The sequence below is a fragment of the Nocardia sp. CA-107356 genome, assembly GCF_050946365.1.
In the GTDB taxonomy this organism is placed as follows: domain Bacteria; phylum Actinomycetota; class Actinomycetes; order Mycobacteriales; family Mycobacteriaceae; genus Nocardia.
This window is the reverse complement of record NZ_CP191992.1, coordinates 6442208-6455009: the sequence shown is the minus strand read 5'-3', so window position 1 is coordinate 6455009 and position 12802 is coordinate 6442208. Positions and strand designations below refer to the sequence as shown.

Sequence of the window (12802 nt, the reverse complement as noted above, 5' to 3'; positions counted from 1 at the left end):
GCCTGCACCGCAGTGAATTGCGACGCCATCTCGGGCGAGCGCGCGCACAATCGTGGCGACGGGAATATGCTCGAGGTAACTGGTTGATTGTTGTATCGAGGTCGTCGTGGCGCAAATCGATCCGCTTTCCACGCAGCGCGACCTGACCTCAGGGTTCGCGGCGGAATTGGGCGCTGCCGGGTTCACCGAGGCCGTCGAGATCGGACGTGGCGGTTTCGGGGTGGTGTATCGATGCGTCCAGCCCGCACTCGATCGCACGGTGGCCATCAAGGTGCTCACCGCGGATCTGGAGTCGGAGAATCTCGAACGATTCGTTCGTGAACAGCTTGCCATGGGCAAGCTTTCCAATCATCCGAATATCGTCAGCGTCTTCGAGGTGGGATCGACCGCGACCGGACGGCCCTACATCGTGATGCCCTATCACTCGCACGGCTCACTGGACGCCCGCGTCCAGGAGCACGGCCCGATCGGTTGGCAGGACGCGCTGCATATCGGGGTGAAGATCGCGGGTGCGCTGGAAACCGCGCACCGGCGCGGCATGCTGCACCGCGATGTGAAACCCGGCAACATCCTGCTGACCGAATACGGTGAGCCGCAGCTCGCCGATTTCGGCATCGCCCGGCTGGCCGGTGGTTTCGAGACGACCGCGGGCACCATCACCGGCTCACCCGCGTTCACCGCACCCGAGGTGCTGCAGGGACATGTCCCGGACGTGACCGCCGACATCTACAGCCTGGCCTCGACCCTGTTCTGCGCGAGCACCGGCCATGCGGTCTTCGAACGGCGCAGCGGCGAACAGTTGGTCGCCCAGTTCCTGCGCATCACCAGGCAGCCGATACCGGACCTCGGCGACGCGGGGCTACCCGCCGACGTGACCGCCGCGATCGAAGGCGCGATGTCCCGCGAACGCGGCGAACGACCCACCAGCGCAGCCGAATTCGGTGAACAACTGCGCGAGATCCAGCAACATCACGGTCTGCCGCTCGACGATATGCCGATCCCGCTGCCCGCCGCCGAACCCGTCGGGCACCGCCCGATACCGACACCGACCGCAACCGGCCGTCGCCGCCGCACCACCGCGGCGACGATCACTCCGCCCGTGCCCGCCACTCGTCTGCGGCCTCCGGTGGCCAACCGCCCACTGGTCGAGCGCCAGCGGCTCATCGCACTGCTGCGCCAGGGACGCAACCGCAGACTTGCGGTCATCCACGGCCCCACCGGATTCGGCAAGACCACCCTCGCCGCCCAATGGTGCGAGGCGCTGAGCGCCGAGGCGGTGGCGGTCGCCTGGCTGACCGTCGACAATGACGACAACAACGCGGTCTGGTTCCTGTCGCATCTGATCGAAGCCATTCGCGCCGAACGACCGTCGCTGGCACGTGAACTCGGCGAACTGCTCGAGGAGCACGGCGACGAATCCGAACGCTACGTGCTGACCTCGCTGATCAACGATATCGACCGGCGCGGTGAACAACTCGTCGTCGTCATCGACGACTGGCACCGCGCCACCGATCCCGCGACCACCCGCGCCCTGCGCTTCCTGATCGAAGGCTGCAGTCCGACACTGCATCTGGTGATCACCAGCCGCAGTCAGACCGGGCTGCCGATGAGTTCGATGCGGGCGCGTGACGAGTTGGTCGAAATCGGTCCTGCCGCATTGCGTTTCGATGTCGAGGAGGCGCACACCTTTTTGGTCGAACTGGGCGGGCTGGAGCTGGACCGCGGCGATGTCGAAGACCTCACCGAATCCACCGAGGGCTGGGTCGCGGCACTGCAACTGGCGGCACTGTCGCTGCGCGGCAGCGACGATCCCGGTGAGCTGATCAGCCATCTGACCGGACGTCACCACGCCATCAGTGAATTCCTCGTCGAGAACGTCCTGGACACCCTGGAACCCGGGATGCTCGACTTCATGGTGGCGACCTCGATCACGCCGCGGATCTGCGGCGAACTCGCCTCGGTGCTCACCGGTGTTCCGGATGGGCAGGCCATGTTGGAGCAGATCCAACTGCAGGATCTGTTCCTGCGCAAGCTCGATGACGGCAACTGGTTCCGATATCACCACCTGTTCCAGGATTTCCTGCAACAGCGGCTGGAACGCGATCGGCCCGAACGGATCACCGAACTGCACCGGGTGGCCTCGCGGTGGTTGGCCGAGCACCGCCACGTCAGCGAGGCGGTCGATCACGCCCTGCTCGCCGGAGATGAGCAGCGGGCCATCGAGATCGTCGAGCAGGACGGTATGTCGCTGCTCGAGTACGGACAGTTCGCCAGCCTCATCGGCCTGGTCAATAAATTGCCCGCCACGATCATCGAAACCCATCCTCGGCTGCAGTTGGATCTGGCGTGGGCGAATATCCTGCTGCACCGTGCCGGTCCGGCCGAACGCGCACTGCGGCTCGCCGAGTCGAACCTGGATCGCGGCGAATTCGACGAGTCAACGACCGCGCGGCTGCGTGCCGAAGCCGGTGTGGTGCATGCGGTGGTGCGGGTGCGCGCGGATGTGCTCGACGGTGTCGACGATATGCTTGCGCCCTGCTTCTTCCGGGCCGAGGAGCTGTCACCGTATGTGGTGGCGATCGGTGCGAATGTCGCGACCTTCACCGCTGGCTATCGCTACGACTTCGACGAGGCATTGCGCCTTCAGGAATGGTCCGCACCGTATATGCGGCAGAACAAGGGTTATTACAACAACGTTCACGGTTTGTGCTTTCTCGGGCTCGCCGCGAGTCTGCAGCTCGACATCACCAGGGCGGAGCAGTACTTCCGCAGGGCGATGAAGGTGGCCAAACAATCCGGCGGCAGTCACTCCTACGGCGCGCGGCTGGCCGGATCCCTACTCGGTGAATTGCTCTACGAGCGTGGTGAAATCGCGGAGGCGGAACGGCTGCTCGACGAGGGGTACAAATTGGGGCCCGAGGCGGGGGTCGTGGATTTCAAGTTGGCGCGCTATGTCGTCGGAGCTCGCATCAAAGCGCTGCGCGGGGACCGCGCCGCCGCCATTCGCAGGTTGAACGAGGGTGCCCGCGTTGCCCGTTCGATGTCGTTGCCGCGATTGGGCGCGGAGGTGGAGAACGAGCGGCTGCGGCTCGGTTTACCGCCGCATCCGGAATTCGGCCCGCTGCCCATCGTCGACTATGACAAGCGCCGCAAGCCGGTGGACCCGATCGACGAATTCACCGTACTGTACGAGGAATTCACCGCGATTCGGCTGCTGCTCGCTGCGGTATCGCCGGATAAGACCGAACTCGCCTGCACCTGGGCGCGGGATTGGGTTGATCTGCTCGAATCCGTCAAGCGTCCGAGGGAACTGTTGAAGGCGCGCAGACTATTGATCGCCTGTCTCGCGGCCGCGGGCCGCATCGATGCGGCCAAGACCCTGCTGGCAACGGTGACCGCCCAGTGTGCCGAACTCGGATCGGTCCGCTATCTGCTCGACGGGGGACCATATGTCGTGGCCACGCTCGCCGCGGTGCGCGAAGATCAGCTCGCTGGCCGCTGGCGTCCCGAATGGCCGGAAGTACCCGCCGAATTCCTGCTCGCATTGGTCAATGCCGATGCGGCCCAAACAATCTGACGCGCTAGATCGCAGGCCCGAGGCAGGTTGTTCACCCATGGTGATAGTGGTCGGGGTAGAAGCCGGGTGACCTGATGGCCGGGCTGCAGTCGTCCCCGGCCGCTACCTCGCTATCAATGCCACCTCTGACGGACAACAATCCGGTGTCGCCGGCAAGATCTGACCCGAGTAGGACGAACGGTGGGTCAGTCGAGGCATCGACGCAGCGCCCGCACCACGAAAGACCATGCGGCGGAATCGGGATCGATGAGTTCGAAGTGCCCGGTGTCCGGCAGTTCGACGAGTTCGGCGCCGGATTTCGCACAGTATTCGCGAGCCATCTCGATCGGCAGGCGCTGGTCCTGATCGCCGTGCACGACGACGACCGGGATGTCGGCGACACCGAGCACCGCTGGATCGGTCGCGGCATAGCGCTCGGGTAACTCGTCGGGCCCGCCACCGAGCAATTCGGCCACCGCACCCGCGCCGTTGCCCCGGTGATAGGCGTCGACCAGGTCGGCCGCCGGGGCCAAGGCGACGACACCGGTGACTCGCGGCGCGACCTCGGTGCGCCAAGCCGCGCCGGTCGGCAGCCGATGCCGCAATGCCGCCCACAGGGCCAGGTGGCCGCCCGCCGAATGTCCGATGTACCCGATGCGGTCCTGATCGATTCGGCCCGGCCGGGCATCCTCGATCAATCCGGGCAGTACGTCGAGCGCCCGCGCCACATCATCGAATGTCGTCGGCCAGCCACCGCCGTCGCCGACCCGCCGGTACTCGATATTCGCGACCACATATCCGAGCGCGGCGAGCGCCTGCGCCTGCGGCCGGGCATGCTTCCGGTCGAACGCCGCTCGCCAGAATCCGCCGTGCAGGACGAACACCAGGGGTGCCGGATCGTTCGTGGTGGGCAGGTACAGGTCTGCCACGTGGTCGCGGTGGGAGCCGTAGGCGATGGTCGTGTCGATGGTCATAGATCCATCAAACGCCTCGGCGGCCGAGGCTACCGGCTGACGGCCGCTACAGGCTGAAGGCGATGGCGCGCAGGACGAGGGCGACGATGAAAACCACGGTGAAGGCCAGGTCGATCGACAGCCCGCCCAGACGGATCGGCTGCAGGTACCGGCGGACCGGCGCGATGACCGGTTCGGTCCAGGAGTGGCTCAGGTCGCGGACGCGGTTCACCCACAGGGGGTGGCTGCCATTGGCGAGCACCCCGACCCAATCCAGTACCAGCCGGGCGAGTAGCAGCACGATGAACACCGTCAGGGCCAGCCCGATCAAGGTTCCGATGAAAGCCATGTCCAACTCCTTCGTGGGTGGCCGTCTACCAGTATCAACGCTCGGCACCGACTGGGAAGTGTCCCGTTCGTCGGGTTCTCAGCCGACTATCAGGTCGGTTAGCCTGTCCCGATGCGCCGACCGCTCCGATACCTGCCGATCGCCATGCTGTTGATGGTGAGCTGGCTGCTCGCCACCGGGCCGACCGCGACGGCGCAGGAGGTGTCCCGGTTGTTCACCGTGCAACAGTCGGGTGTGCTGCGGGTGTGCACGACCGGCGACTACCCGCCCTACACCCTGCGCGAGGACGACGGCACCTACCGCGGCGTCGACATCACACTCGCCACCGACCTCGCCGCCACCCTTCATGTTGTCCCGCAATGGATTCCGACGACCTGGTCCACCCTGACCGACGATTTCCTCGCACACTGCGATATCGCCGTCGGCGGCATCTCCGATACCGCGGCCCGCCGCCGCGTCGCCGACTTCTCCATTCCCACCTCCATCGACGGCAAGACCCCGGTCACCCGGCGCACCGATGCCGATTCCTACGCGACCATCGAGCAGATCAACCGTCCCGAGGTTCGCGTGATCGTCAACAGCGGCGGCACGAACGAGGCCTTCGCGCGCGCCAACTTCCCCGCGGCCCAACTCGCCATCTGGCCCGATAACCTCACCATTTACGACCAGATCGAACAGCGCAACGCCGATGTGTTCGTCACCGATTCGGTCGAGGGTCGCTACCGCCAACGCACCCACCCCACCCTCCAAGTCCTACACCCCGACGCCCCCTTCGACTCGGCCCCGAAGGCGTACCTCCTACCGAAGGGCGACACCCTCTTCAACACCGTCGTCGACACCTGGCTCGAGTCCGAAATCCGCAGTGGCAGAAGCAATCAGCTGCTGACCGACTGGATCGGCTGACACCGGGCTAGGCCGTGTTTAAGAAGTTGAGAGCCAGATGTTGATGGCGGCGATTTCGACGGTTGCTTTGTATCGGACCGCGAGCTTGTCGAATCGTGTTGCGACGGCACGGTTCTGTTTGAGCAGGTTGATGCCGCATTCGACGGCATGGCGCTGTTTGTAGGTGTCCTTGTCGAAGGCCGGCGCTCGCCCACCGGCCGAGCCTTTCTTGCGGCGGTTGGCGGCCTGGTCGACCTTCACCGGGATAGTCGCCTTGATACCGCGCCGCCGCAAGTAGGCCCGGTTGCCACGGGAGCTGTATGCCTTGTCCGCCAAGACCCGGTCGGGGCGGGTCCGCGCCCGCCCCGAGCCGACGCGCGGCACGCTGATCTGCTCGAGCACGACCTCGAACTGTGGACTGTCACCACGCTGACCAGCGGTGATCACCACCGCCAACGGCTTTCGTCCCTGCTCGCACGCCAGATGTGTCTTGGTGGTCCATCCGCCACGCGAGCGGCCCAACCCGTGATCGTCGGGCTCGGGATCATCCCCGGTGCACGGCGGTTCGGTCTGTAGGTCCCCCTTTTCCGCGCACCAGCGGCATGCTGGTGCGCTCGCGCGATCGTGGAATCGACGCTGACATCCCAGGCGATCCGGCCTTCGGAGTCGGCGAGCGCTTGCAACGCCGACAGAATCCGGGTCCACACCCCGGCGCGCTGCCACCGTCGAAACAGCCCGTACACCGATTCCCACGATCCGTAGCACGCCGGCACATCCCGCCATGGCGACCCGACCCGGACTCGCCACCGAATCCCGTCAATGAGCTGCCGTTTCGTCCACTTCGGCGGGCGACCGGACTTCTTCCCGACGGGCAGCAACGGCTCGATCGCCACCCACTGCTCCTCGGTCAAGTCCGCCCGCCTCGTTGCTACGCTGATCACGAGGTCTCCGGTGTTCTGGTTCGTCTTGGTAAACAAACCATTTACCGGAGACCTCGCCCATTCCCAGTAAACGACACACCATGCCCGACAAGCGCTTTCACACCCGCGCGACCAACGCGAACCTACTTCTTAAACACGTCCTAGGCGTGCGCGGGCGGTATCGGCCCTTGCGTACGCACCCGCAGCTTTTCACCCCGCGGTCCGAAGAGATGCAGGATCTCGACCGTCCGGTCATCGGCGGGCCCGAACCAGTGCGGCTCATTGGTGTCGAACTCGGCGACCTCACCCGGTCGCAGCACCATGTCGCTATCGCCGAGGATCAGCCGCAATTCGCCAGCGAGCACATAGAGCCATTCGTATCCGGCATGGGTGACGAGCTTCGGTGGTCGTGGTGCGATGACCTGTTTGAAAACCTGTACGCGGCCGGGATATCGGGTCAGCGGCACGACGATGCTGCCGCTGCGGCGATGTCGGCGCGGCGCTAGATGGACGCGCGGATCGCCGGTGGCCGGTGCGGCGATGAGCTGGTCGAGTGCGACGCGGTGTGCCTCGGCGAGTGGCAGCAGTAGCTCGAGGGTCGGGCGTCGTTTGCCGGATTCGAGGCGAGACAGCGTGGTCACCGAAATGCCGGTCACGGCGGACAGCGCGTCGAGAGTCATGCCGCGATCGCGGCGCAGCGTGCGCAGCCGCGGGCCGATGGCGTCGAGTAGCTGAGCCAGGTCATCGTCCACTCGACCATTTTGCGGTTTCCGCAAAATAACTGCCAGTTCGACGATTGCTGCCGCGATCATCGGGTGCCCGATTCGGAAATCGTCGACCGGAGATGACCATGTGTGCGAACCCGTCACGCCAGCCCAGCAGCGCGCGCAGGCGCTGGACCGTGCTGGCCGTATGCTGCCTCAGCCTGTTCCTGGTCGGGCTCGATACGACGATCGTCAATATCGCGCTGCCCTCGATCGGATCCGGATTGCGCGTGGGGACACGCGATCTGGAGTGGACGGTGGATGCCTACACCCTCGTGCTGGCGGGTCTGCTGATCTCATCGGGGGCGATCGCCGATCGTTTCGGACGACGACGGGTGTTCCGATTCGGACTGGTCGTCTTCGGTGCGGCCTCGGTTGCGTGCGCGATGGCATCGTCCATCGGTGTGCTCATCGCGGCCCGCGTTGTCCAAGGCATCGGAGGTTCGATGCTCAGCCCGGTGGCGCTCGCGATCGTGGTCAATGCGATCACCGAGCCCAAGGAACGCGCGCGGGCGATCGGGGTATGGGCGGCGATCTTCGGCCTGAGCATGGCCGTCGGGCCCACGCTGGGTGGTGCGCTCATCGCGGCTCTCGGTTGGCGATCCGTATTCTGGATCAATGTGCCGGTCGTCCTGGTGACCCTGGTGCTGACGATGGTATTCGTGCCGGAATCTCGTGCGGTGCACGCGCGTCGGCTCGACGGTCCCGGCCAGGTGCTGCTGATCACCGTTGTCGGCGGGGCGGTGGCGGTGCTCATCGAGGGGCCGCGACTCGGGTGGGGGTCCAGTGCGGCGATGGTTGGATACAGCTGTGTGGTGGCGGCGACGGTCGGTTTCGTGTGGACCGAGTCGCGGCGGCACGAGCCGCTGATGGATCTACAGCTGTTTCGGCGGGTCCACTTCGCTGCGGCTGTGGTGGGCGCGGTGGTGGTGTTCGTCGCGTTCAGTGCCACGCTACTGCTGAATACCCTCTATCTGCAGCATGCGCGAGGCATGAGCGCGGTCGCCGCCGGTGCGGTCACCTTGCCGCTGGCAGTTGCCGCCACTGTCTGCGCGCCGTTGTCGGGAGTTCTCGTCGGTCGGGTCGGTCCGCGGCTGCCGCTGCTGCTGGCGGGTGGCTTCATCACCGTTGGCGGTCTCTGTCTCGTGCGCCTCGACGACCACACTGGTCTTGCGCTACTACTGCTGGCCTATTTGCTGATCGGTGTCGGCTTCGGCTTCGCGAATGCGCCGATCACCAATACCGCGGTGAGTGGTCTGCCCGCCGACCAGGCGGGTGTCGCGGGTGGGATCACTTCCTCCGCAAGGCAATTCGGTGCGGCACTCGGTATCGCTATCGCAGGCGCCATTGTCACCGGCGCGGCGGATACCGCGCTCGCGCACGCGTCTCGACCAGGGTGGATTGTTGTCGCGGTGTGTGGGCTGGTCGTGGTCGGTGTCGGGAGAGTGTCTGCTTCGCGCGCCGATGTGCGAATGCCGCGGAAGGTCTCGGTCGCCGGGACCGCGGATTGACAGCACTTGGTCGAGCTGCCAACGTATCGGAGGACAATGGGGTTCTGATCCGGCTCGGTGCCTCGGTGTCGGCGAATCGGAGAGTGCTTGATGGGGTTTCTCGAACCCGACCTGCCCGTGGTCGATATGGCGGAGTGGAGCAAGGGCACTCGCAGCGAGCGGATCCGCCCGATGGCCCGACACTGGGCCGAGGTGGGTTTCGGGACGCCGGTGGTGCTGCACCTGTTCTACGTCGGCAAGGTGTGCCTCTATATCCTCGGTGGCTGGCTGATCGCGCTGTGCACCACGGGGATCGACGGATTCGCGAATGTCGGCGACTGGTGGTCCGAGCCGATCGTCTTCGAAAAGGTGGTGCTGTACACGCTGCTGTTCGAAGTGGTCGGGCTCGGTTGCGGCTTCGGTCCGCTGAACAACAAGTACTTTCCGCCACTGGGATCGATACTGTATTGGTTGCGGCCCAAGACCATTCGGCTTCCACCGTGGCCCTCGGTGGTTCCGCTGACGAAGGGGACCAGCCGTACTCCGGTGGATATCGCGCTCTACGCGGCGTTACTGGTCGCTGTCGTGGTCGCGCTGTTCTCCGATGGCACCGGTCCGTTACCGGAGTTGGACACGGCCGTCGGGTTGCTGCCGGTATGGCAGATCGCGGTCGTTCTCGGTCTGCTGGCGGTGATCGGGTTACGCGACAAAGTTATTTTCCTGGCGGCGCGCGGCGAGGTCTATGCGACGTTGACGGTCACCTTTCTCTTCGCCGCCGATATGGTCGTCGCGGCGAAGCTGATCTTCGTGGTGATCTGGCTGGGCGCGGCGACATCGAAGCTGAACAAGCACTTTCCGTTCGTGATTTCCACGATGATGTCGAACAGTCCGGTGTTCCGGCGAAAGTCGCTCAAGCGCAAGTTCTTCGAGAACTTTCCCGACGACCTGCGCCCGGGTCGCCTATCGCGCGTCTTCGCCCACGGCGGCACGGCCGTCGAGATGGGTATTCCGCTGGTGCTGTTCCTCTCGCACGGTGGCTGGTTGACCGCGGTCGCCGCATTCGTCATGGTGTGCTTCCACCTGGCGATCCTGACGGCCATTCCGATGGGTGTGCCGCTGGAGTGGAATGTCTTCATGATCTTCGGCGTACTGGTGTTGTTCGTCGCGCATGCCGATCTCGGTCTCGCCAGTGTGCAGCACCCGGTTCCGGTGGTACTGCTCTTCCTCGTGATCGCTGGCATCGTGATCGCCGGAAACCTCTTCCCACACCGGATTTCGTTCCTGCCCGGAATGCGCTACTACGCGGGCAACTGGGATACCACGATGTGGTGCATCAAACCCTCGGCCGCCGAGAAGATCAACCGGGGCATCGTCGCGATCGCCAGCATGCCGCAGGCTCAGCTGGAACGGTTCTACGGCAAGGATCGAGCGCAGATCCCGATATACATGGGATACGCCTTCCGCGCCATGAACACCCACGGCCGCGCCCTGTTCACCCTGGTCCACCGTGCCATGCCACCCGGCCGCGAGGACGAATACACCATCACCGACGGCGAACGCATCTGCAGCACCGCGGTCGGCTGGAACTTCGGCGACGGCCATATGCACAATGAACAACTCATCGCCGCCATGCATCAGCGCTGTCACTTCGCCCCCGGCGAAGTCCGCGTCGTCCTGCTCGACGCCCAACCCATCCACAAACGTACCCAGTCCTACCGGTTGGTCGACGCCGCCACCGGCGAATTCGAGCGCGGCACAGTCGAAGTCGCGGATATGGTGACCCGCCAACCCTGGGCCGATGACGTCCCGGTCCAGGTGCTCGAGGCCGCCGATGAGCGGTGAGCCGCTGGTGTTGTTGCACGGTGTGGCGATGTCGGGGCGGGTGTGGGATCCGTTGATCCCGGCGCTGTCTGCCCGGTACCGCGTCCTCGCGCCGACCGCGTTGGGACATCGCGGTGGGGCGTCGGTATCGCGGCGACCGGCGCGGATCGCCGACTTTGTCGATGAGGTCGAACAGCTGCTCGATGAACATGGTTGGAGCACAGCGCATCTGGTCGGGAACTCGCTCGGCGGGTGGACTGCCGTCGAGCTTGCCCGCCGCGGCCGGGCCCGCACCGTCTGTGCGTTCTCACCGGCCGGATTCTGGCATGCGGGCGGAACCGGGCATGCCGATTCCTCCGCCGAAATCGCACGCAACGTCACCTTTGCGCGCCTGACCCGGCCGCTCGCACCGCTGACACTGCGTGCCCCGCTGCTGCGGCGGATGGCGTTTCGGGTCATCGCCGAGCACGGTGACCGGCTCGGCCCGGCCGCGGCCGAGGGGATCGTCGCGGATCTGCTTGCCTGCACCGTCACCGATGATCTGCTCGGTACCGGGGACCAGATCGCCGACTTCGCGCCGCTACCGTGCCCGATCACCGTGGCCTGGTCGCAGGCCGACCGAATATTTCCGGTGGCGGTCAACGGTGCGATCGCGCGACAGCGGCTACCGGATGCCACGTTCGAGATACTTCCCGGTGTCGGGCACGTCCCCATGATCGACAACCCCGATTTGGTCCTGCACACCATCTTGACCTGCACCGGAGCCGCCCCCGAGCCGGGACACCAGGCTCCGACGAGTTGAGCTCACGACCCCGGTGCCCGTGGAATGGGTGGCATGGTCCGCGATACGCCGGGTGACCGCCGTGCGAAGTTCTCTGTGTGATCCGGTGGAGATCGGCGGGCGCGGCCCGCCGCATCGGATCTCGGTCTGGGGGTAGTTCGGATGATGAAGAAACGGGTGGGGATCGCGGCGTTGGCGGCGGCGTCCGGGGCGATGCCGGCCTGTGGTGTCGCGGGGGCGCAGTCGCCGGATGTGTCGAACGGATTCCGCGCGCCGAGTGGCAATATGACCTGCGTCGTGGCCGATAAGGGGGTAACTCCGTTGGCCGACCCGGTCATGCCGTGCCGTCACGCCGCGACCGAGCGGTGATACGGTCGGCGGCCGTCCGCGGCATGGCACGGCGCATATATGTTCGTAGGTAACCGTTCGGCGAGAGAAGGCGAGGTGCGATGCACTGGGATCAGATGAGCGCCACGCCCGATGACCTGCATGAGCGGGCGACGCGGGGTCGGCGCAGTGCCGGGCAGCTCGGGGTGCTCGCATCGATCATCGAGGCGGCGGAGGGTCCGTGGCTCGGTGCGCTGGATGCCGATGGGCGGGGTGCCGCGGAGCTGAGGATGCATCTCGCCGGGCGGTATCGGCTCACGGCGGTGGTGACGAGTGCTGGGAAGTTCGATCTCGTGCAGATGAACTCCGGACAGGGCGTGGAGCGGGTGCTTTCGTCGAAGACGTCGGTCCGGCGCGGATGGGATTCCGATGAGCCCATGCCGAAGCAGCCCCAGTGGCTCGATTACGTCGTGGAGTGGGTCGGCTACGCGAGTTCGGAGGTTGATCGTCGCGCAGTGGTCGAGTGGCGTCTGCAGGGCGCCGACCGGAAGCTGGCGGCGATGAACGATACGGTCGAGAGTCTGCGCGCCAGCCTGCGCGAACGGGAACAACTTCGCGACGAACTGGCCGCCGAGGTTGCGGAATTGCGCGCCGAGCTCGAATCGCGCACCGCGAGTTCGTGATCGTTCCCATCGGTGGAAGATGACCGCACGCCCGGACATGCTCGACGCTTGATGCGACAACGTCGCTGAAAGGCGTGCGGGCATGACCATCACTGCCCACATCGGTACTGCTGGCCGCTGGGCTGCTCTTCCTGACGGCACTGGGCCTCGGAGTATGGAAATGGCTGGCGATAGGGGTGCGCCCGACGGCTCGGCGCACCCCTACCTCGACATCGCCATCAGATGCGCAACCCGCCACCGGCCATGCGATGGGTGCCGGTCGCGCTGATTGTCGGC

The 12802-nt window shown here is 65.6% G+C and carries 11 protein-coding genes; 7 read left to right on the top strand and 4 right to left on the bottom strand.

Annotated features, from left to right (window positions below; genetic code table 11):
• Window positions 1-106: 106 nt before the first annotated feature.
• Complete coding sequence (locus tag ACQP1G_RS29255) at window positions 107-3577, top strand: protein kinase domain-containing protein (protein ID WP_433192771.1); 3471 nt, start codon at window positions 107-109, stop codon at window positions 3575-3577.
• 185 nt (window positions 3578-3762) lie between these two features.
• Here ACQP1G_RS29255 and ACQP1G_RS29250 read toward each other — a convergent pair whose 3' ends face one another.
• Window positions 3763-4530: an alpha/beta hydrolase family protein gene (locus ACQP1G_RS29250; RefSeq protein ID WP_433192770.1), complete on the bottom strand. Its 768-nt coding sequence runs from the start codon at window positions 4528-4530 to the stop codon at window positions 3763-3765.
• 46 nt (window positions 4531-4576) lie between these two features.
• The gene (locus ACQP1G_RS29245; RefSeq protein ID WP_433192769.1) at window positions 4577-4858 is read right to left on the bottom strand and encodes a YggT family protein; all 282 of its coding nucleotides are present in this window, start codon (window positions 4856-4858) and stop codon (window positions 4577-4579) included.
• Between the two features lie 111 nt (window positions 4859-4969).
• On the opposite strand from ACQP1G_RS29245, the gene ACQP1G_RS29240 reads away from it, so the two are divergent.
• Complete coding sequence (locus ACQP1G_RS29240) at window positions 4970-5761, top strand: transporter substrate-binding domain-containing protein (RefSeq protein WP_433192768.1); 792 nt, start codon at window positions 4970-4972, stop codon at window positions 5759-5761.
• Between the two features lie 18 nt (window positions 5762-5779).
• On the opposite strand, the gene ACQP1G_RS29235 is transcribed toward ACQP1G_RS29240, so the two are convergent.
• Together ACQP1G_RS29235 and ACQP1G_RS29230 are read right to left on the bottom strand one after the other, a co-directional pair.
• Window positions 5780-6678 (bottom strand): IS5 family transposase gene (locus ACQP1G_RS29235; protein WP_433208092.1). Its coding sequence is split into 2 segments (ribosomal slippage): window positions 5780-6271 and window positions 6274-6678, totalling 897 coding nucleotides; the frame shifts between segments, so codons are not numbered across the junction.
• Between the two features lie 143 nt (window positions 6679-6821).
• Window positions 6822-7400, bottom strand: a complete 579-nt coding sequence (locus tag ACQP1G_RS29230; protein ID WP_433208914.1) for a helix-turn-helix domain-containing protein — start codon at window positions 7398-7400, stop codon at window positions 6822-6824.
• A gap of 110 nt (window positions 7401-7510) precedes the next feature.
• Between ACQP1G_RS29230 and ACQP1G_RS29225 the strand changes: the two genes are divergently transcribed.
• The 5 genes from ACQP1G_RS29225 (at window position 7511) to ACQP1G_RS29205 (ending at window position 12526) form a co-directional block, all read left to right on the top strand.
• A complete protein-coding gene (locus tag ACQP1G_RS29225; RefSeq protein WP_433192767.1) occupies window positions 7511-8935 on the top strand; it encodes an MFS transporter in 1425 nt (474 codons plus the stop codon).
• Window positions 8936-9025: 90 nt separating this feature from the next.
• Complete coding sequence (locus ACQP1G_RS29220) at window positions 9026-10756, top strand: DUF3556 domain-containing protein (protein ID WP_433192766.1); 1731 nt, start codon at window positions 9026-9028, stop codon at window positions 10754-10756.
• Window positions 10746-11537: an alpha/beta fold hydrolase gene (locus ACQP1G_RS29215; RefSeq protein ID WP_433192765.1), complete on the top strand. Its 792-nt coding sequence runs from the start codon at window positions 10746-10748 to the stop codon at window positions 11535-11537. The genes ACQP1G_RS29220 and ACQP1G_RS29215 overlap by 11 nt, the downstream gene beginning before the upstream one ends.
• Before the next feature lie 141 nt (window positions 11538-11678).
• A complete protein-coding gene (locus ACQP1G_RS29210) occupies window positions 11679-11885 on the top strand; it encodes a hypothetical protein (RefSeq protein ID WP_433192764.1) in 207 nt (68 codons plus the stop codon).
• Window positions 11886-11965: 80 nt separating this feature from the next.
• Window positions 11966-12526, top strand: a complete 561-nt coding sequence (locus tag ACQP1G_RS29205; protein ID WP_433192763.1) for a hypothetical protein — start codon at window positions 11966-11968, stop codon at window positions 12524-12526.
• The last annotated feature ends 276 nt before the right edge of the window (window positions 12527-12802 follow it).